We start from the raw sequence: 20,909 nt of genomic DNA on the forward strand, positions 1-20,909 counted from the left end.
TTTCCTTAGAAGCTGGCTGTCAGCGTTAAGTAAGCTGAGCGTGGTTGTGTGGGTAATACCACTGGAGACCCCAGATATTGATAGGTCTCGAAGACTTTACGGCCTGTCAGATTGACCGCAGATACAGAGATCGTGTAACAGTCGAAATCATACGAAGTCTGCGCATCGAGCAATGCGTAGCCCGGCACGGAGACCGTATTAGGCAATGTCAGCTCGCGAGCGCTGAGCGCGGTAATTCCGGCACCAAATCCCAGTCCCTTTACCGCGCCATCCAGTATCCGATAGCGGGCCGCGAGGCGGCCGCTATGCCGAGGTACGCGCGCTAGGACATCACCCATCGGAATCGTATTGTCTTCTGTCACTTGTGCCTGTGTGTAGGCGTAGTTGCCCAGCAATGAAAGAGCCGGGGTTGGTTCCCAGACCAGATCTGCTTCTATTCCGCGAGCGCGTTGTTCACCGCTCTGGACTGAATACCCCAGAATCGCTTTAGCAGGGTCGGGATCTGGGGTGGATACGTTGCGGCGCGTCTGCTCGAACACCGCGAGAGTGCCGGACAGGCCGAGATCTAGGTATGCCAGCTTGACGCCCGCCTCGTAGTTACGAGAAAGCTCAGGCTTGGGTGTTTCCTGGCCGTTATAGTTGAACTCGCCCCTGAAACCGGTGGAATACGCTGCATACAGTGCAAGACTCTCGGTCAGGTCATAAGTGATGCCCAGTCGTGGTGTCACACGATGATAAGAGGTATCAACGCCCTGCTCTTGCTGCTTGAGGTTGAGCTGGGTAAGCCGCAACGACCCCAACAGATGGAACCGGCCATAAGTCGCCTGATCCTGAAGATAAACAGCTTTCGTTTCGTAGCGGTTGGTCTGAGACACAATGGTTTGCGGCGTCGCTCCGTAGGAAATCCCATAACTGGGATTGGCCAGATCAAGCTCGCCAATCAACTCGGCATTAGAGACACCCGAGGTGAAGTCGGTACGGTCGTAGCTCGCGCCCACCATCAGTTCGTGGCTGCCGCCAAGCGATTCGATTCTGGAGCTCAAGTTGGTATCCAGCGTGCTTTCCCGAATGCTTGTTGGCAGGTAAAGCTTGAATATTGGATAAACCGTGGGTGTTGCAGGATCCGCCCCAAGCAGCTCCGGAAATATGAAGCCGCCGTTGTCGCGTATCTTGCCTTCGTAATACTGGGCGGAAACGCTCAACCTCGTATCGTCGTTAACCTCGTGCCTGAGTTCGGCAGTGGTCGTGCGATTCTCGATGGTGGTGTGAGGCTGCCCGCTGCTGGCACCCGGGAAAGCGTTGCGGTCAATCTGCCCACTCAATGCCTGAGCGGCGGGCAGGCCGGAAAATTCGAGCTGGCTGCGATCCTCATACTGGCCACGCAGCAAGAGCTCGGTCTCAGGCGATAGCTGGAACGCAACGCTGGGCTGTATCGACCATTGATGACCGTTTACGTGATCAATCCAGCTGTCGTTTTCCTGGTAGTCGGCGGAAATCCGCGCGGCCACCTTGTCGCCAATGGGTGTATTGATATCCATCGAAGGATTCACCGTGCCGAAGCTACCGGCGCGCATCGACAGGAACGCGCTAGGCTCGGCCTCTGGCCGCTTCGAAATCACGTTGATCAGGCCACCCAGTGGCGCGCCGATACCGCCGCCGTACAGCGCTGACGTAGGGCCTTTAAGCACTTCGATGCGCTCAGTACCGATCAGGCTCGTCGGGTCAATGCTTGCCGCAGTCCCTCCGAAGGCTGGCAGCCCATTCATGTAAATTTCTGCCGGAAAACCGCGCACGATTGGTTGAGCGAACAGCGCTTCCTGAGGCTTGGTTGCTCTTACCCCGGAAACGTTAACCAGCGCATCGGAAAGAAAGCGACTGCCCTGTTCCTTAAGCATCGATTGGGTGACAACTTGCACCGACTGCGGGACTTCGACCAGGGGCGTATCGGTGCGCGTGGCTGACTCAGAAGTGGGTGCAGTATAGCCGTGACCTGCTCCAGAAACGGTTGTAGGTGCCAATGTCCAGGACTGTAAGCTTTTTGCACCCTCCTCAGGCTGCGCGGCTTGGACAATAACGGGTAATGCCAACCCCAGAAACATACAAAAGGCTCGGCGCCAGCGCAGATGCGATGGGGCAGTGTGAAAAAATGGCTCGTTCTTGGTCAAGTACATGGGATCTACCGTTGAAAGACAGGTGCTGGCAAAGCGCACTTGAACAATAAGCATCAGCGGGTGCGTGGCCCCGGCAACGCAGATCCAGCCATGTGCGCCTAGCAGAAAATGAAGAGAACATTCAACGGTCGAGTAGGCGGAGCTCGGCTTCGTGCGCCAGGGAACACCGGTGGTACAGCTTGCCGAGGGATAAAGCGGGCAGATAGACACTTTGACAGTGGAACATGGCGCCGAATGCTCGGCAGGCTTGACTCAGTGAGCGCAGGGTGCTGGAACAGAAGAGAACAATATCCGCACTTTTCCCACACGATCAGATCATGGTGCTTGTCCACAGAGCCATGGTGAGACATCTGGCTCATGCCAGGCATGTCGTGGCACTCCATGACAGCCATGCTCATTGCTTGGCTTTTGTCTTGGGCAAGACTGATCCCCTGACTGATCAGCGGGCCGGCAAAGATCATCAGCATGGCGAACAGACTGAGCCAGGCTGCGATAATTTGACGTCTACGCACTAGCAGGTGCTCTACTTATCACGCACAGGCTTGGATAACTGTGTTTGACCTTCATATCCGGGAATAGGCAACCACCGTCGGAATCCGCTGCCGCCCTTCCCTGTCAAGGGACACCAAGCAAAGTCCCACGGCGCAGGAGGAAACTCTTCATGCTCAGGATCGTTACCTGGAACGCTGCGAGGCTCTACTTTCCAGTCAAACACCCTCATGGGTGAGCCTTGCCAAACGAGTACCATCCCACGCGCTTGGCTATCGTCGGTGTTTACCCATCGGGCTGCCGCTGCAGCCATGAATGAGTCGATGTAATCCTCAGTAATTTGAGATCGATAGTTTGACGTGAGTAACCAGCGGCAGACGCTCAGGTAGTACGTCCAATTCAGCGGTGGGTGATTGCGATATGCCCAGATCATGAAACTACGGAAGATGTTCAAACCGTCTGGAGGATCAAGCTTGAGTAGCCCGGGGCACACATCAAATAGCGTGTGCCAGTAAGGCAACAACCGGGTATCAAGATGAACAAAACAGCGTGCATTGCCGGGGTAATCAGGAAACGGCAACAGGAAATCGCCACGACTGCTTAGGCGCGAAGTTTTAGTGGCTAGCCGTGAAACCCCTGAAGGAATAACTACAGAGCGCATGCCAGCCACCCCACAATCGTTCGTTGCGGATTATCTGATGTAGCAGATGTAAAACTTAAGCTTTCGAATAAGCTGAACTTGCAACCTGAATGATCAATAACGCGAGACATAGGACTACCTCCTCATGACGATTGAACGACGTCCACCTGCGGTCGCGTCAGCGACAATCAGGCGTAAAAATAACGTCGTAATAAAGCAGTGACGGCCGAGTTTGACCGGTCACATGCAAGCGTCAGTTTTGAGGGGGAGCGCGGGGATTAGCCGATGGCCAAGAGTATCGAGGAGGCGCCCTGGAACCCAATTCACGGCTTGGGCGCAGCTTTTGCCCTACCCGCAATAACCAGGTCAGACAAAATAAGAAAGCGATGCTCAACGTCACCGCAGAACAGATCGGACAGGTAAAGCTTCCAACCCAACCGCTAACTGACTGGTCGGTGTAGTCCGTGCTTTGTACCGGACTCTTGTTGCCCGACGCAGAACAGAACTGACCGCCGACGCCATTAAGCTCGAACCCGGTCATCTGCCCATGCCCCAAACCGCAGGCGTACACGTTGAGCAGGACGCAAAAACACAGCATCCAGGCAACGAGTGAGCGGTCTGCAAGGGACAGTTTCATGTGAGCGGCATTACTACTAATTAAGGGCATGAAGAAGTCGGTCAAACCCACAGCCCAGAAATAACTGGACGATGGAGGTACAACTCAATTACACGACTTTCAGAGAGTTCACCCAAGTGAAATTCTAACCGAAGACGTTGCCAGAATTACGCTGTGAGGCAGGTCTTCGCGCTGGTAGCCCGATAGCTTCCGGTACCTTCCCAGTAGAAATGGCCCAAGAGAGCTAGGCGTTCACACTTGGTGGAACAGTGTGGTAAAGGCATACCTACTCCCCTATTACTTCAACAGCCGGTGAAACCACAAATCGCTAATAGATTAAGGCTTTTATGTGTTGTTCGCACGAGCCAGGAAGCCTTTTTCAAGCAGGGTTCCACGAAGCCTCATGCGACAGACTGTCACATGTCTTTTGACGAGCATGTTATAGCGAGCCAAGGCCTATGACTGCGTCGGAGTGTCGCAGCTTATGCGGGCGACTGGCATCGGCAGATTTTTCGCATTTCCTGTGGCCGATCAAAACAAATACTCAATAGGCATTGCTCGGATAAGGCCTAAAACTTTAGTGATCAAATAGTCCCGGACACGACGTTAATTATTTCCCCGGCCTGCAAGCGGGCGTTGGCCAGCAATTGAGTTGATGAGGTAGCATCCACATTTGTAACCGAGCATCAATTATTGACTAATGTCCAGTTGGGCCTGCTGAACCGAAATGTAATGCACCCTGGGAAGACACCTGATCGCGGCCCCAACTTCCTGCAAGGCTGGAAGGGCAAGCTGGTCTGTGATGATTTTGGCGGTTACAAGGCCAGCTTCGAACTCGGCGTGACGGAGATCGGTTGCATGGCCCATGCGCGGCGTAAGTTCTTCGAATTGCATGCCACCAACAAGAGCATGCTCGCCGAGCAAGCCCTGCGCTATATCCAGTTGCTGTACGAAATCGAAAGTGAAGTCCGTGACCTGGATCCGGATTTACTGCGCCGAATACGGCAAGAAAAAGCAGTACCGGTGATGGATAGGCTGCATGCCTGGATGATCGCGCAGCGCGATCTCGTGCCCGAAGGTTCGGCTATCAGCAGAGCATTGGATTACAGTCTGAAACGCTGGGCAGCGCTGTCGCGCTACCTCGATGACGGAACTGTTCCCATTGACAATAATTGGGTAGAGAACCAGATCCGGCCTTGGGCTCTTGGACGCAAGAACTGGCTCTTCGCAGGGTCGCTACGCAGCGGTAAACGGGCGGCGGCGATCATGGGTTTGATCCAATCTGCGCGGCTCAACGGGCATGATCCGTATGCTTATTTGAAGGACGTTCTCACGCGTCTGCCGACGCAGCGTGCGAGTGAAATTGATCAGCTCCTGCCGTATAGGTGGACGTCGGGCTTACCCAGAACGCTCAAGAATGACGGATAAGGATCTTAAACTTCAAATAACCGACGCACCTGCACGGAATCGGCGCTTCCGCTTTGTTCAAGAGGAAGGAAGTATTGTAGTTGCCATTGTTGTGTCCTAACGGCCTCTTTGGCGACTGGTTTGACCCAAGGTGGATAAACGCGGATGGCGCGCTTACCGCCTTTACCGTTAATCGCCATGATGCCCTTTGATGCCAGTATTTTCTGGTCGAAAACAAACTGTCCGCGATGAGTTGCATCGAACACACTCACTACAACAAAGGCTACGCCATCATCGACATCGAGAGGTGCAATGATGCTGCCTGACGTCGGGCGCTTCCATATTGTGACGAACTGTCCAATCTTCGTCGGCGTTGTTTTAGCCACACGGAAGGCAATGGTGTGTCCGTCGAGGCCAAAGCGGGAGGCACCATACTCGACACTCTCAGCCTCGCGTAGAGCCAGATCCGTCAATTGCATTCCCGCCGGCTTGTACACATCCTGGATAGCAGCTATCAGATCGTTCGGAATATGGCCGAGGGCCGGGTCTGCCGCGCCTGCATATTTTGTGTGTAGTTCAGTTAAATCGAATTTCAACGGGAACAACTCCTAAACGACTCATTGACCATACGACCCATTCCAGAACATATGCTACGCCCTTCGACATGCAGAAGCGGGCTGCGTGCGGTTACGTCTTGTAATTGCGCAAGGTGGGATAGCCAGCCGCTTACGCTTTACCCACGCATAAAGGCTGTGAGTCGATACGCCAAAACGTGCTGCCACATAAGCGACAGGCAGCTTTTTTTCGATCATTTGATTGATCGCTTGGATTTTGAATTCTTCGGCATAACGTGGATTGCTCATGGCACCTCCTGAATGGCCTAATTTTAAGGTATGAAGATGTCTACGAAACTAGGGGCTATTCAAATATCGTGCTCTACTTTGTGCTGTAAAGCCACAGACGCTGACGCTGACGCTGACGCTGACGACTAGCGTATTGCGACCCCTGATCGAAATGAAGCAGCAGCAGTTCTGAAGCTTCTCTCTTTGATTGTAGGCCATATCAAAAGCATTGATCATCAAGTCTACATCAGGCTTTCCTGACAACACCCTGCCCACTATTCAGCACGCATCTAGATCCATGACCATCTCTATGCTATGCCATTTCCCTTACGGGCTGATGTGAGGGATTTCACCTCTCCACATCCCTAACGCCCTGCCCTTCAGTCCGCTCGATCCATACTCTACTCAAAAACGCTCGCAAAGCGGTCACAAACATTGCAAACCTACCTACTGGATGGTAGTCTTGCTTCGTAATGGCCACCGCATCCTTAGAAAGGCCGTGGCAAAAAATGCTTCTCGGTCAAGTCTCGATCTTTTGCTGAACCAATAGCTGATCTGTGGAAAAATCATGAGCAAACAACAGATAATATTTAAAAATTCTGAATCAGTAAGCTTATCCGGCCTTCTTCAAACGCCAGAAGCACCTAGCGCTTACGCTCTATTCGCCCACTGCTTCACTTGCGGTAAAGACATCAAAGCGGCTGCGAGAATTGCAAAAGCCCTGGTTGACAACAATATTGCTGTTCTCAGATTTGATTTTACAGGCCTTGGCAATAGTGAAGGTGATTTCTCCAACAGCAATTTCTCATCCAATGTTGCTGACTTGGTAGCAGCAGCAGACTATTTGCGAGAAACACATGAAGCTCCAGCTATCCTAATAGGCCATAGTTTAGGAGGGGCTGCAGTCATAGCAGCGGCCAAATATATCCCAGAAGTAAAAGGAGTTGTGACCATAGGTGCTCCTGCTGAGGCGTCCCATGTAATAAAACAGTTCAAAAGCGAGGTAGCTAACATAAGAGATCATGGAGAATTTAAAGTCATGTTAGCAGGTAGAGAGTTCAACATAAAAAAACAGTTCCTTGATGATATTGAGACACATCAACAGGACAAAAATATTGCAAGCCTACGTAGGGCGCTGCTAGTTTTCCACTCCCCAGTAGATACCGTTGTTTCAATAGAACAAGCTCAAAAAATTTACCAGACCGCGAAGCATCCTAAAAGTTTTATTTCACTAGACTCTGCCGACCACTTGTTAACCAATAGCAAGGACGCTGACTATGTTGCCTCATGCATTACCGCATGGAGTTCAAGATATTTGTACACTTCGGAAAAATCACATTCAATATAAATTAATCTAGGGATATTTACATGCGATACTGCTCAATATTAGCTCTTAAGAGAGCGAGGGAACAAGGGCGAAATAGTTCACTTTGTTGCGATAGTGAGTCTGCCAAAAGAGGCGATCAAAGGAAACCAACAAAAAACTCATGGGGCATTGTTTTTTTGTTGATTATATTAGTCACATTTCTATGTGCAGCTGTGATAGGAGCAATTTGACCTAGAGTCCCGCCTGGCAGCTCACTCAATCGCAAAAATTAGCTGCTTTACATTTTGAATAAAGTACATCGCCAGTTGGTTGAGTTTTAGCACAATAAAATTATCATCTATCATTGATGCATTTAAAAAATATAACGATAGCTCTTCGATCATGAAACATCTAAATCTGACCCAATTAAGTGGAAGACTACTTCATGAGTGCCAGCTTTACTCAAAAAATCATGAGCAAGCGATCACGACGCATAATTTTACTAACAACCATCGCAATGGTCGCTTTCGCAGCGAACTCCGTACTTTGTCGGCTGGCACTGCGAGACAGTGCTATCGACCCCATCAGTTTTAGTGTTATACGTTTAGTCAGTGGTGCGTTTGTTTTATGGATAATTCTTAAGCTTAGGCGGTCTACTCCAAATTGCACAGGAACTTGGAGAGGAGGCTTATCACTCTACGTCTATGCATTCGCTTTTTCCTATTCATACCTGAATCTGGACACTGGCATCGGCGCACTTATTTTGTTCGGAGCAGTACAACTCACGATGCTTGGGTTCGGTTTCTTCAAAGGAGAGCGAATGGGGCCTTTAACATTACTGGGCTTAGTTTTCGCTATTTCTGGATTAGTTGTGATTCTTGTTCCAGGTACGAATGCCCCCCCTCTGATAAGCGCAGCAATAATGATCACTTCAGGAGTAGCCTGGGGGATATATTCAATTCTTGGCAAAGCTTCGACTGACCCGTTGGCGACGACAAGTGGCAACTTCATGAGGTCTGTACCGCTCATCATGCTTACGGCCCTACCCTTCATTAAGTCTTTTCATGCGGACGTTATTGGCATAGCGGCAGCATTTGCGTCAGGCACCATTGCATCTGGCATTGGATACGCAATTTGGTACGCGGCAATGCGACAGCTTTCATCGTTCCACGCAGCGACCGTCCAGCTCAGTGTCCCTGTTATTGCATCACTTGCCGGAGTTTTATTACTGGGAGAAATCTATACTGCACGTCTTGGTCTTAGCTCTCTCGCGGTGCTTGGAGGAATTACTCTAATCCTATTATCTAAACAATCATCCATACATAAGTTAAACACTGAAGACTAGCCTTATACGTCTAGCTGGATTTCTGAGCCAATTGTATAGGCCACTAACTATCGACAAGATAGCCTAACTCAAAAACCAAGCCTTAGCTCCTTAATAATCAACAACCCAACTTGACCAGCATTACCATCAATCATACAAGAGTAGATGAGCTATCCACTTCAGGATATAAGTTAATCTCAACAATACACAAGAGCAGGTGAACACCGAAACCCTTGATATCAGGCATCGGTGTCATTAACCATGTAAGAATTAACAGATAACATTTATAATATCTGCTCCAACATAACCCCTATTAAATCTGTAACTATTAATATATTCAACGCCGCACCTCAAATCGAAGTGGTTCGCTGCAATAACCCTATCTCAACTGCGGAAGGTACGTTTTTTGGTAGCAAGAAGCATTACCAATGCCCCTAACAGGGTTAGTGCTGACAAAAAATACCAAGCGGCATCTGTTGAGTGAGTCGTATCTTTGATCCAGCCAACGAAATATGGACTAGCAAAACCCGCAACTTGACCTATCGAATTGATTACTGCAACGCCTCCTACTGCGGAAGCCGTACTAAGGAACGAACTCGACAGTGGCCAAAACATTGGGAGTGCTGTAAAAGCGCCCATAGTTGCAATAGTAAGTCCTAACAGAGCAGTTGTAGATGAGCCCCCTGCACTGGCAGTAACTGCTAGACCTACAGCACTCATAATCATCGGAACTGCCAAGTGCCAACGCCGCTCACCACTGGCATCGGCAGATCTTCCCATGAAAAGCATGAACAAGGCAGCTGCAGCATATGGGATGGCAGTGATTGAACCAACCATAAACATCCCACCCCAATTCCCAGATTTAATTACTGTTGGAAGCCAAAAGCTAATAGCGTAAACGCCACCTTGAAATGAGAAGTAAATAAGACCCAGAATCCAAACCCACTTGTTTTTCAGGACTTGCTTCATGCCCTCCGCCTTGCAGGAAGGCTTTTTGGCTTCGTCAGCGGCCAAGTCAGATATAATTACATTTTTTTCTTCTTGAGTTAACCAACGCGCATCCTGTACTCGATCATCCAAAATAAAATATACACCTGCACCTAACAGAATAGTAGGCACCCCTTCAATAACGAATAACCATTGCCATGCAGCCATACCACCAACGGGGCTGGACGAAAATGCTTCAAGGATCCACCCAGAAAGCGGCCCGCCCAGAACGCCAGAGAGTGGAATAGCAGACATAAACAAAGCCATCACACGTCCACGTATTGAAGCAGGAAACCACTGCGTAAAGTACAAAATCAGACCAGGAAAAAAACCTGCTTCAGCGGCACCTGTGAGAAACCTGAGTACGTAAAATGTTTCCGCTGTTTTTACGAACATTAATGAGGTTGAGAGAATCCCCCACAGCACCATGATAATCGCTACCCAGCGCCTAGCGCCGATCCGTTGCAGCATCAGATTACTTGGCAAGCCAAACACCAAGTATCCAATGAAAAATATACCCGCCCCTAATCCGTACGCGGCCTCGCTCATACCTATATCTTGAAGCATGTGCAGCTTAGCAAAACCAACATTCACGCGATCGAGATAATTAAATAAATAACAAACAAACATGTACGGTATTATTCTTCTAATCACCTTTCCATAAAGAGCTTTTGAGCTTGAGCTCTCATTAGAAAAAGCTGCTATGTTCGTTTCCATTTTATACTCCCAGGGTGTAACAAAGCACTGACCTGAAACAAGACCAGTGCTAAGTTCACAATGCTTTATTATTTTATTGTTGCTACCAAGTACTGATGAACAACTTCATCGTTCAGTTCTTGACCAAGCCCAGGCAACTCAGGAACTGTAAAAAAGCCATTCTTTGGTTGATAGTCATACTTGCAAAGATCGATAATATCTTTTTTCAAAGCAATTGTGTGGTGTTCATGAATAATGAAATTGGGTATTGCAGTCTCAATATGCAGTGCTGCTGCGGTAGAAACCGGCCCACCGCACACATGCACTTGAACAGTAGCATGATATATATTTGCATAATCGCAAATTTTCTTAGCTTCAGTAATCCCTCCCACCAAGCAAGCATCTGGTTGAATTACAGCTACCGCCTGTTTCTCTAAAAGCTCACGATAACCCCAGCGCGTATAATTCCGCTCCCCTGTGGACACGGGCATACTCACGCTATTTGTAACCCTTGCAAATGCGTCAGTATTCATCGGGTTTGTTGGTTCCTCATAGTAGTAAACACCTATGTCTTCAACAGCGCGGGCTAACTGAATAGCGGAGTTTGCCCCGAGCAGAGAGTGAATCTCCAAGATAATATCAACATCTTTACCCACGGCATCCCGCATAGCTTTCAGGCGATCGTATGCTCGATTGATATCTTCGTTACGTAGAAGTCCATAGTAACTTTGCTTAGGGTTGCTCAGCGCATTTTCTTCTTTGGTGGTACCATAAAACTGAATTGGATCGACTTTAATACAATCATAGCCTTCTGCAACCGCCTTTAAGGCTGCATCCGCGTAGTCTTTAGGATCGAAAAGGGCTGTTTGTTCATCTCCCCAACCAAATTGAAGCTGACTGGCATAGGTTCTAAGCTTTTCATTGGTTTTCCCCCCGATCAGCTCGTAAATAGGGGCATTATATTTTTTACCCTTGATGTCCCACAATGCGATATCAATCGCACTCATGCCGGCATAAAATACTGGCCCTCCTCCCATCCCCCAGAAAGTGCCACGGTAAAAGTCTTCCCAGATGGACTCAATCCGCATGGGGTCTTTACCAATGAGGCGCGGAGCAAGATCCTTGATTATGCCAACAGCTGCATTTGAACCTGATCCATATGCAAGTCCAGCCTCTCCTATTCCAGAGACACCTTCATCAGTGTTAATACGGATCAGAATTGGATTAAAATAACTAAGCGCAGGATCTTTCTCACGGACATTGCAATCAAATACTTCGACACTTGTAATTCTCATACCAACCAGCCTCAATTATTATTTTGTCTATCATGAAAAACGTGGACTTTTCATTCACACAACCTAATAAAAGCAGCTTCCCAAATAGCTTTCAACCCCTGCAAAAATCTCAAAAAATTAAACTCGTGAAATTTCACTGCACTACAATTATTTATTTTAAATATTAGTATTCACATGCGCCAACCTAGAGCATCTCCACCTGCCACAGTGAAATATCAGCCGCGCAAAAAAAAACTGTGAAATTTCACAAAAATCTCTAGACCGTTGTGAACAGCGCTCTTACGGCGCTCATCGTGCAGTCATGCTGCTGGCAGCAGTTATGCGTAACGCCTCCTCCAAAACGCGAAAACACTTTAATTATCTAAAAGCATATATAGATCCTTAGCGAGGGAACCGCTCACACTTATCAATAATAAACACCCACAACCAATACATCAGATAGAAATCCTTCTTGGCAAACTTGGCTTCACAAAAAAACATAGCGACCAACTTCGAAGCGCTCAACTACAGAAACTCTCACTCACTCCAAACTTCACAATAGTCAATACGCAAACAAGCAACAACACAGATAAAAAACCATAACCACCTGAGGACGTACGGAGCATGTCCGTCCTCGCAAATGAACAAAAACACTTACTCCTCCCTGGAAAATATATCTTCCAAGCGTTTCAAATGCAAAGATAAGATCTTACATGCTTGATCAATCTCGCCAACAACAACCTTCTCATAAATAGCTTGATGATCACCAAAAGATAGCAGCATATCGCCAACTGTATACTTATCAAGAATACTCAAATACCACAACACCATTACTTTTATGGTAATCGCGCTAGATGCCATAACGAGAAATTCATTCTCTGAATACTTATAGAAAACATCATGGAACTCAGCATCATACTTTAAATACCCTGTTAGATCTCCCTGCCTTACAGACTCCTCCATTTTTGAAATCACCCTAGAAAGCTCCAAACTAAATCGGGTAGAGCTATTTACATGAGCTTGCCGCAGCGCCTCGCTTTCAATGGCGTAACGCGCAAGCGTCATTTTACATATGTCTTCCTTGGTAAAAGTAAATATATACGTTCCTTTCCGTGGCTTTATAATGACCACACCAAGCCTGTTCAAAGCCTGCAGCGCTTGATGTACAGGAGCAGTGCTTATTGATAGTTTCTCTGCAAGTTCAGCCTCAGTGACTCTGGAGCCCAGCTTGAGGTGCCCTGCTATGATCATGTTCACGATCTTAAATTCAGCAATCTCTGCAAGCGACTCGAGTTTTTTTGCCATGCTCTAATACCCTTAAAAATCACAAACCAGATTATCAAAAAAACAATATAAAATACCACTTCACTAAATGCTTTCCAACTAATCTCAAAGAGGTAGCGTTGTACTCCGCTTAACTTCTCGCAACGAAAACCCTGTGTACATCTCTTTGATATTGCCCAACCTACGAATCTTAAACATGGCCAACTTATGAAACTCATCCATGTCCTCTACAACAACCTGCAACAAGTAATCATATTTCCCAGATATGTTATGACACGCCAACACATTAGGCAGCGCATCAACACCTCGCTCAAAATTATCCATCGCCTCTTCTGAGTGGCTATCAAGCGTAATACTAATAAACGCAAAGACATTTAAGCCAAGAGCCTTTCTGTTAAGGGTTGCATAATAACCATCAATAACTTCTTCCTCGAGTCGCTTAAGACGCTTCCAGCTTGCTGGTGGCGAGAGAGATACGCGCGCGGCAATTTCCGCGTTAGTCAATCGGCCATTCATCTGAATAATGCTGAGAATCGTCCGATCTACTTTGTCTAACTCAATCATGATTTTCCCTCATAGGCGAATTTAGGCATCCTCGCACAACTTTTGAAAAACTTCCATAGCATCATTTTCAGCTAATAAAATTAACCAGAATGGCTATAAATGACAAACAATCGAAAGATAGTTTCCTTCACATAAAAATATACTTAAGGTCTCGCCAATAGACTCATCGATGGGAAAATCTATGAAAAATAAAAAGGTAATACACTCTCCCTCAACTGTACTTACGCACACGGGAAGTCACCCCGAAGAACATTATGGCTTCGTAAATCCTCCAATATACCGTGGTTCAACTGTAATATTCCCCAATGTCGACTCTATGCAGCACGGTAGTCAAAGGTATCAATACGGCCGCTGGAACAACCCATCCACCGAGGCTCTCTGCGAAGCGATCACAGCACTTGAAGGAGCAACTGGAACTGTTCTCTGTCCATCAGGACTGTCAGCCTGCGTCACGGCGATACTTTCCGTCGTTGGCTCAGGCGAGCACATTTTGGTACCTGATACCGTTTATGCCCCAACACGTCACTTTTTGGAAACGGCTGGAAAACGGTTCGGGATCGAAACCACTTACTATGACCCACAGATTGGGCATGACATAAAAACCCTCTTTCAATCCAATACGAAGGCAGTGTTTACTGAGTCTCCTGGATCCCACACCTTTGAAATACAGGATATACCTGCGATTGCCGAAGCGGCCCATGACTGCGGTGCCCTAGTGCTGCTGGATAACACTTGGGCTACACCTATGTACTTCAAAGCGATCAAACACGGTGTTGACCTGTCGATCATGGCAGCCACGAAGTATATTGTGGGGCACTCAGATGCATTGATTGGCACCATCGCGGCTTCACCGCTCGCCTGGCCTCAATTAAAGGCCTACCATTTTGAATGCGGCATCTACGTTAGCCCAGATGATACAAACTTGGCTCTCCGAGGACTTCGCACGCTCGACGTTCGTTTGGAGAGACATCAACGGAATGCAACCAAAATTGCACAATGGCTCGAAGATCAAAAGCAGGTTGCACGCGTTATTTATCCTGGGCTTCCATCCCATACAAATCATGCCCTATGGCTAAGGGATTTCACTGGCGCTACTGGCCTACTGTCATTTGTAACCAAACCCGCACCTTTCGAGGCTGTCAAGGCACTACTCGACAATCTCAACTTATTCGGCCTGGGTTACTCTTGGGGTGGGTTTGAAAGTTTGGCTATCACTGTAGACCCTCGCAATATCAGAAGTGCAACACAATGGAGTGATGAGGGCCACTTGGTACGGCTGCACATCGGCTTGGAAAATCCAGATGATCTAATTGCTGACCTAGCACTGGGTTTTGAACGATTTGATCAAATGAAAAACCATATTATGCTCTAGGCATGTTTTAAAATTAATCTTTATAGCCAAATAAAAAAGCCCGATACTTGGTATCGGGCTTAACTTTATTTAGCAAAAAACATAACATTACTAACAGCACCGAGGTTGACAGTTGCCACCCCCGTAGCGAGCCTCTTGTCGCTCTCTGAAAAATCCCTCATATGACATCATCGTCTTATCAGGGTGCTTAGTCTGCATATGCTCAACGTACGTATCGTAATCGGGCATACCAACCATCAGGCGCGCTGCTTGACCTAGATACTTACCGAAACGACTCAGGTCATTGAACACGTTGAAGTCCTCTATTACGCATTGGGAATTGCTACATATAGTGCTGAAATCGCGCAAAAACTACTTCTTGACGATGGTAACTCGAACGAGCCACCCCCACGGGAAAACCAAGTTCTATATAAAATAGCTCAAGGGTTGAACAATAAGGAAATGGCTCGCGAATTGGATATTAGTGTCAGAACCGTTAAGACTCATCGTCCGGCGCAAGCTTAATATCGACAAGCCCACTGCTTTGATAAATTATGGAATAGACCATGGAATAATTCCAAGATGAGGTTATCCCTAAAATCCAACTAAGCTACTGAAAAGCCTAACCTGTTAGGCAAATAAGCTCACTGAGGTGTCTTTGATGCACCTAAACCGGCTTGTGCGTACTGCCACAACACTGGATAGAATTCCTGAAAATCTTCACTCAGCGGCTCATATAGCGCTGACAGCTCCTCGTAGACGCCAAACATGCCTTCTGGTTGGGATAAGCGCTGTGAGATGACTTTGAGTCCATGACCAATCATTGGAAAATCTTTATATGCACCAAGCCAATCTTCTCTGATTATGGACGGAACGATCTGAGCCAGACGTTCCGGTAAGGCAGGCTCGTTTTTTAAAATGACATAGACCTTTTTTGCGAAAGCCTCCAGAGGCTCATCAGCAAAGTGCTCCCAGTCGCGAGCCAAGCAATGATCAAAAAACATGTCTAGTGCAATTCCTGCATAACGACGCCTTGCCACTCGAAATCGTCCTAACGCCCTTTTGACCAATGGATGGGAGTCAGTGAACACATCAATTTGGCGATGCAACCTGATTGCCTCTTCAGTCTGTAAAGGAAAATGGCCTGCAAGCGTTCCCTTTACAAAATCCCCATAGAGACTCCCCAGGAGCTGCTGCGGCTCCTGACCGCCCAAATGCAAGTGCGCTAGGTAATTCATCAATAACCTCGTCTAACTGCATGATTTTAATAACGCTTAACACTCAAAGCCCGTCCTGCTGTCGAGCGTAAAAAACTACCATCTACTAGGATTGTAATAAATACAATCTAAAACCGTATTCGTAGAGGCTCTAGGCATCGATCTGAGCATTGAACCATCAGTGACAACATCTCTAGGGTGCCAAATTCTATCACGCCCCTTGCAAGCCTACCAACTGGATGGTAGATTTGATCCAGTTCCACATTTCCTCGCGCCACTAACCGGGCTGAACGCCCAAGTGAGAATCAAATGCAAGACTGGAAGCAGACCCGTAAAGACATCAACACTCGTTTGGTAGAACTCAACGGCTTGTCCCCGGAGACCATGAAGGGCATGGCTGCACTCGGCGCTGCCGGTAGCAAAACAAACCATCTGGATGCGAAGACTCGCGAGCTAATTTCCTTAGCAGTAGCCGTTACGACTCGATGCGATGGTTGCATTGCTTTCCACGCAGCGGAAGCCAAGAAGCTCGGTATTACAAGCGAGGAAGTTGCTGAGGCACTGAGTGTTGCCATCAACATGAACGCCGGTGCAGCACTGGTGTATAGCACCCACGTACTCGACGCGTTCGACAAGTCATAAATCAAACGCGACCTTGCTCCCTCACACGACGTCGAGAGTAATCATGAATAAGCTGTTCACACCTTACGATCTGGCCGGAACATCTCTGAAGAACCGCGTTGTCATGGCCCCAATGACTCGCACAAGGACGCTGAACAACATTCCAAATGAATCCAACGCGCTGTACTACGCGCAGCGTGCTTCTGCTGGACTGCTGATCACTGAAGGGCTGCCAATTTCCGACGAGGCTCGTGGCTATCTATATACCCCTGGGATTTATGCTAAAGAGCACTTGCCAGGCTGGCGTACAGTCACAGATGCAGTGCATGCCAAAGGGGGGAAGATTTTTGCGCAACTCTGGCACGTTGGCCGCATGTCCCATGTTTCGGTGCACGGCATAATACCAGTCTCCTCGGGTACTATCCCTGCGGTAGATACCACGGTATATGCTTGGATAGAGCCTGAAAAATCTGGCCCGGTTCAACCCTCCGCACCACGCGCATTGACAACTGACGAAGTGAAACGCGTTGTTGCGGATTTCGTGAAATCGGCTCGCATGGCTATTGACGCTGGTTTTGACGGTATCGAAATCATGGCTGCCAATGGCTTCCTGTTCGATCAATTCCTGAGCAGCGCCCTGAATACTCGTACCGACCAGTACGGCGGCTCTATCGCCAATCGCCAGCGTTTCCTGCTTGAAACCATTGACGCAATTGCTGCTGAAATCGGCGGTTCCAAGATAGGTGTACGGTTCTCGCCATTTGGCCGCCTGTATGACTTCGGCGTATACGAGGGCGAAGCAGAAACTTGGATGAGCATGGCTGATGCACTTAATGATCGCGAGCTTGCATTCGTTCACCTGAATTACCAGCCAACCATCCTAGTCGCGCAAACCCCTCCAGGGTTTGGTGCCGCATTCCGCGAAGCTTACAAAGGCACTTTGATGGCAGCCGGCGGCTTCACCAAAGATATTGCTGAGTCTGAACTAGCCAAAGGCGAACTCGACCTGATCGCCTTCGGTACTGCTTACATTGCCAACCCAGATCTGGTGGAGCGTATGCAGAACGGCTGGCCACTATCGGAAGGCGATCGCACAACCTACTACGGTGTCAGTGGTTCGATTGACAAGGGTTATACCGACTATCCGAATTACGGTAACGCGACTCAACCTGCTCCAGCTAAAGCGTAATTGCTTAAAGGCCTAGCCCACATTCATTTCTGCGTGGGCTGTCCTGTCGTAATCCGGAACCTGCCTGTCATGTCTGTTGTATCGACGGGAAAAATCCGTACCCCGAAGGTCGCGAAGATGTGGGCGTCTTCGACACTGACCCTAAGCCCTTGCATAAATGGAGCACACCATGCCGTTAGTCATCATTAAAGGTATCGAAGGCGTTTTCACGGAAGAACAGAAAGCCGAGGCGATTCACAAAGTTACGGAAGCCATGGTTTCAGTCGAAGGTGAAAACATGCGAGCTCTCACTTGGGTTCTTTTCGAAGAAGTAAAAAGCGGTAGTTGGGGAATTGCAGGAGAGCCAATAACCGCAGAAAAGGTGCTCAAGATACAAGCTGGCGAGTAAAGCGCTGCTCTGACAATCAAGCCTTTTCTGGATTTGGTGTATCTCGTTCCTTGGGACTTGGCATCTTCTCCAGGAAGGGCTTTTTCGTTCACAAAAATTAATTGGCCTCAAAGTACTGAATTTAAACCATCCTTTATGAGGGTGGGTTCTATCGCTCATCGACTAACGGACCTCCTGGAGGTCATCTTGATTCTTATCATTTATGCTCATCCCTACCCCGAAAAATCACTTGTTAATCAAGCAATGCTCGAGCGCGTATCAAGCAATCCGGACGTTGTCGTACGCTCCTTGTACGACCTTTATCCGGACTTCAATATCGACGTTGAGGCTGAACAGAGAGCAGTCGATCAAGCTCAACTGCTCGTATTGCAACATCCGATGTATTGGTACAGCTCCCCGCCGCTTTTGAAATTATGGATAGATAAAGTATTCACCCACGGATGGGCATACGGCAAAGGCTCTGTCGGCCTAAAAGATAAGAGTCTGATGTGGGCCGTCACGACGGGTGGCGAGCACGATCATTTCCAAATTGGCGACCATCCAGGTTTTTCGGTGTTGGCTCAACCCCTCCACGCAACAGCAATCTATTGCAACATGCGCTGGCTGAATCCTGTGGTGGTACACGGTGCGTATGCAGATGAACCTGACTTCATACACTCACAAATCGAGCATTATTACTCGCGGTTGGCCTCCTGGAAGGAATATTAAGATGGAGACTCACAGTCTGATTGAGATGCTCATTTACTTGGGCTCTGCTGCATTGATAGTCCCGATAGCCGTTCGATTAGGACTTGGCCCAGTTCTGGGCTATCTATTGGCCGGCTGCCTGATTGGCCCCTGGGGCCTGAAGCTTGTTACGGATGTGGAATCCATTCTGCACTTTGCTGAAATCGGCGTAGTTTTGATGTTGTTTATCATTGGTCTCGAACTTGATCCCAAACGTCTTTGGGCCATGCGCCGAATGGTCTTCGGTGGCGGTGCATTGCAGATGCTGGTCTGCGGCGCTGCAATTGCCGTGTTTTGTGCCGCACTTGGCTTGAACTGGTCAGCAGCACTATTGGTGGGGTTGACGCTAAGTCTATCGTCGACCGCCATCGCCATGCAGGCCATGAACGAGCGAAATATGACACCCACTGCCGTGGGCCGCAGCAGCTTTGCCGTGTTGTTATTCCAGGACATTGCAGCGATTCCGCTGGTCGCGATGATTCCATTGTTAGCGGCAAATGGTGGTACGCCCTCCGGCGCGGAGCTCGCGTTGTCCATTGCAAAAATCGTCGGCGCGATCGGCGCGGTGGTGCTCTTGGGTCAGTACGTCTCACGACCCGTTCTGCGCTTTGTTGCGCGCTCAGGCTTGCGCGAAATCTTCAGTGCCGTGGCGCTCTTCCTAGTGTTTGGATTTGGGTTGTTGCTAGAAGAGGCAGGATTGTCCATGGCTATGGGGGCATTTCTCGCCGGTGTCCTATTAGCAAGCTCAGAGTACCGGCATGCGCTGGAAAGCGACATTGAGCCATTCAAGGGGCTACTGCTTGGTTTATTCTTTATCGGCGTCGGTATGTCGATCGACTTTGGCACGCTGATTGATGCACCACTGAAAGTTTTAACACTGACCTTAGGTTTTATCCTGATCAAGCTGCTGGTGATCAAACTTCTTGGCCGCTTCCTGAACGTTCCTACTCAACAGCGCTCTTGGCAGGCGGTATTTCTCGGTCAGGGCAGTGAGTTCGCCTTTGTGGTATTTGGCGCAGCAACGGTTGCGGGCATCCTGGTCGACCCTTGGGGTAAAAGTCTAACCTTGGCGGTAGCACTTTCCATGTGTGTGACTCCTCTGCTGATTCTAGTGCTCAATCGCTTGGAATCAGCGCGCAAACAGGACAATCAGGAAGCTGACACCATCGACCAACGCAATCCTCGGGTAATCATCGCTGGCTTCGGTAGATTCGGCCAAATTGCAGGCCGTCTATTAATGTCCTGTGGTTTTGAAGTGGTGGTGCTAGATCACGACCCCGATCATATCGAAACGTTACGCAAGTTCGGAGTCAAGGTGTTCTACGGCGACGCGACCCGTCTTGATTTGCTGCACGCCGCTGGTGCAGCTCAAGCAGTGGTTCTGATCAACGCCATCGACAACCAGGAAGACAACTTGGCACTGACACGGCTGGCCCAAGAGCATTTCCCCGCCATGAAACTGGTAGTGCGCGCTCGTGATATGGGACACATCATTACCCTACGCCAAATGGGTATAGAGGAAGCCGAGCGGGAGACTTTTGAAAGCGCTTTGTCCCTTGGACGCAAAGCCTTGGAACAACTTGGTGTTGGGCGCTATGAAGCCCGTGAACGCGCGGATCGCTTCCGCCGATTGAACCAGGAAATGCTTGAAGAAATGGCCCGACAGCCCGAGGAGGACACTGAATTCAAGTACGACGCATACAAGCGGGCAAACGCCCTTCTAACAGAAATATTCAACGAAGACCGAGCTCATACTATCAACAACTGGCCTGATAAAAGTCGCGCCAAGCCGGAAGAGAAATATAGCTAATCCAAGG

19 protein-coding genes and 3 pseudogenes are annotated in these 20,909 nt (G+C 48.7%); 10 read left to right on the forward strand and 12 right to left on the reverse strand.

Annotated elements, in window-relative coordinates:
- Window positions 1-5 precede the first annotated feature (5 nt).
- From AB3G35_RS15390 to AB3G35_RS15405, 4 genes are all read right to left on the reverse strand, one after another.
- Entirely contained in the window at window positions 6-2,225 is a 2,220-nt protein-coding gene (locus tag AB3G35_RS15390) for a TonB-dependent siderophore receptor (protein WP_315246453.1), read from the reverse strand.
- A gap of 44 nt (window positions 2,226-2,269) precedes the next feature.
- Complete coding sequence (locus tag AB3G35_RS15395; RefSeq protein WP_169916621.1) at window positions 2,270-2,683, reverse strand: DUF2946 domain-containing protein; 414 nt, start codon at window positions 2,681-2,683, stop codon at window positions 2,270-2,272.
- 11 nt (window positions 2,684-2,694) lie between these two features.
- Window positions 2,695-3,321, reverse strand: coding sequence for a putative natural product biosynthesis protein (locus AB3G35_RS15400; RefSeq protein ID WP_169916620.1), 627 nt, complete (start codon window positions 3,319-3,321; stop codon window positions 2,695-2,697).
- A gap of 232 nt (window positions 3,322-3,553) precedes the next feature.
- Window positions 3,554-3,937, reverse strand: a complete 384-nt coding sequence (locus AB3G35_RS15405; protein ID WP_169916640.1) for a DUF2946 domain-containing protein — start codon at window positions 3,935-3,937, stop codon at window positions 3,554-3,556.
- Window positions 3,938-4,681: 744 nt separating this feature from the next.
- Between AB3G35_RS15405 and AB3G35_RS15410 the strand changes: the two are divergent.
- Window positions 4,682-5,344, forward strand: a pseudogene (locus AB3G35_RS15410) (IS66 family transposase); the annotation flags it as partial.
- Window positions 5,345-5,349: 5 nt separating this feature from the next.
- On the opposite strand, the gene AB3G35_RS15415 reads toward AB3G35_RS15410, so the two are convergent.
- The gene (locus AB3G35_RS15415; protein WP_169916619.1) at window positions 5,350-5,919 is read right to left on the reverse strand and encodes a MepB family protein; all 570 of its coding nucleotides are present in this window, start codon (window positions 5,917-5,919) and stop codon (window positions 5,350-5,352) included.
- A gap of 132 nt (window positions 5,920-6,051) precedes the next feature.
- Window positions 6,052-6,186: pseudogene (locus AB3G35_RS15420) on the reverse strand (transposase); the annotation flags it as partial.
- 547 nt (window positions 6,187-6,733) lie between these two features.
- Here AB3G35_RS15420 and AB3G35_RS15425 point away from each other — a divergent pair.
- Both AB3G35_RS15425 and AB3G35_RS15430 read left to right on the forward strand, forming a co-directional pair.
- Window positions 6,734-7,513, forward strand: coding sequence for a S9 family peptidase (locus AB3G35_RS15425; RefSeq protein ID WP_169916618.1), 780 nt, complete (start codon window positions 6,734-6,736; stop codon window positions 7,511-7,513).
- 403 nt (window positions 7,514-7,916) lie between these two features.
- Window positions 7,917-8,816, forward strand: coding sequence for a DMT family transporter (locus AB3G35_RS15430; RefSeq protein WP_262372322.1), 900 nt, complete (start codon window positions 7,917-7,919; stop codon window positions 8,814-8,816).
- A 363-nt stretch (window positions 8,817-9,179) separates the two neighbouring features.
- On the opposite strand, the gene AB3G35_RS15435 is transcribed toward AB3G35_RS15430, so the two are convergent.
- The 4 genes from AB3G35_RS15435 to AB3G35_RS15450 form a co-directional block, all read right to left on the reverse strand.
- Window positions 9,180-10,499: an MFS transporter gene (locus AB3G35_RS15435; protein WP_169916617.1), complete on the reverse strand. Its 1,320-nt coding sequence runs from the start codon at window positions 10,497-10,499 to the stop codon at window positions 9,180-9,182.
- A gap of 68 nt (window positions 10,500-10,567) precedes the next feature.
- Window positions 10,568-11,773, reverse strand: coding sequence for a mandelate racemase/muconate lactonizing enzyme family protein (locus tag AB3G35_RS15440; RefSeq protein ID WP_369781725.1), 1,206 nt, complete (start codon window positions 11,771-11,773; stop codon window positions 10,568-10,570).
- Window positions 11,774-12,406: 633 nt separating this feature from the next.
- Window positions 12,407-13,057, reverse strand: coding sequence for a GntR family transcriptional regulator (locus tag AB3G35_RS15445; RefSeq protein ID WP_169916615.1), 651 nt, complete (start codon window positions 13,055-13,057; stop codon window positions 12,407-12,409).
- Window positions 13,058-13,141: 84 nt separating this feature from the next.
- Complete coding sequence (locus AB3G35_RS15450) at window positions 13,142-13,600, reverse strand: Lrp/AsnC family transcriptional regulator (RefSeq protein ID WP_169916614.1); 459 nt, start codon at window positions 13,598-13,600, stop codon at window positions 13,142-13,144.
- A 181-nt stretch (window positions 13,601-13,781) separates the two neighbouring features.
- Between AB3G35_RS15450 and metC the strand changes: the two genes are divergently transcribed.
- Window positions 13,782-14,972, forward strand: coding sequence for a cystathionine beta-lyase (gene metC / locus AB3G35_RS15455; protein ID WP_169916613.1), 1,191 nt, complete (start codon window positions 13,782-13,784; stop codon window positions 14,970-14,972).
- Between the two features lie 90 nt (window positions 14,973-15,062).
- On the opposite strand, the gene AB3G35_RS15460 is transcribed toward metC, so the two are convergent.
- On the reverse strand, window positions 15,063-15,263 hold the full coding sequence (locus tag AB3G35_RS15460; protein ID WP_169916612.1) for a YbdD/YjiX family protein: 201 nt from the start codon (window positions 15,261-15,263) through the stop codon (window positions 15,063-15,065).
- Window positions 15,264-15,293: 30 nt separating this feature from the next.
- On the opposite strand from AB3G35_RS15460, the pseudogene AB3G35_RS15465 reads away from it, so the two are divergent.
- Window positions 15,294-15,537: pseudogene (locus AB3G35_RS15465) on the forward strand (response regulator transcription factor); the annotation flags it as partial.
- Between the two features lie 58 nt (window positions 15,538-15,595).
- Here the strand turns inward: AB3G35_RS15465 and AB3G35_RS15470 are convergent.
- Window positions 15,596-16,189: an ACP phosphodiesterase gene (locus tag AB3G35_RS15470; RefSeq protein WP_169916611.1), complete on the reverse strand. Its 594-nt coding sequence runs from the start codon at window positions 16,187-16,189 to the stop codon at window positions 15,596-15,598.
- 288 nt (window positions 16,190-16,477) lie between these two features.
- On the opposite strand from AB3G35_RS15470, the gene AB3G35_RS15475 reads away from it, so the two are divergent.
- From AB3G35_RS15475 to kefC, 5 genes are all read left to right on the forward strand, one after another.
- Window positions 16,478-16,810, forward strand: a complete 333-nt coding sequence (locus AB3G35_RS15475) for a carboxymuconolactone decarboxylase family protein (RefSeq protein WP_169916610.1) — start codon at window positions 16,478-16,480, stop codon at window positions 16,808-16,810.
- 43 nt (window positions 16,811-16,853) lie between these two features.
- A complete protein-coding gene (locus AB3G35_RS15480; RefSeq protein ID WP_169916609.1) occupies window positions 16,854-17,978 on the forward strand; it encodes an alkene reductase in 1,125 nt (374 codons plus the stop codon).
- Window positions 17,979-18,147: 169 nt separating this feature from the next.
- Complete coding sequence (locus AB3G35_RS15485) at window positions 18,148-18,366, forward strand: 4-oxalocrotonate tautomerase family protein (RefSeq protein WP_169916608.1); 219 nt, start codon at window positions 18,148-18,150, stop codon at window positions 18,364-18,366.
- Window positions 18,367-18,552: 186 nt separating this feature from the next.
- Window positions 18,553-19,074: a glutathione-regulated potassium-efflux system oxidoreductase KefF gene (gene kefF, locus AB3G35_RS15490; RefSeq protein WP_169916607.1), complete on the forward strand. Its 522-nt coding sequence runs from the start codon at window positions 18,553-18,555 to the stop codon at window positions 19,072-19,074.
- Between the two features lies 1 nt (window position 19,075).
- Window positions 19,076-20,902 (forward strand): glutathione-regulated potassium-efflux system protein KefC, encoded by a 1,827-nt coding sequence (gene kefC / locus AB3G35_RS15495; RefSeq protein ID WP_369781726.1) that lies wholly within the window; start codon window positions 19,076-19,078, stop codon window positions 20,900-20,902.
- Window positions 20,903-20,909 lie beyond the last annotated feature (7 nt).

The organism is Pseudomonas sp. WC2401 (assembly GCF_041200115.1).
In the GTDB taxonomy this organism is placed as follows: Bacteria; Pseudomonadota; Gammaproteobacteria; order Pseudomonadales; family Pseudomonadaceae; genus Aquipseudomonas; species Aquipseudomonas fragi.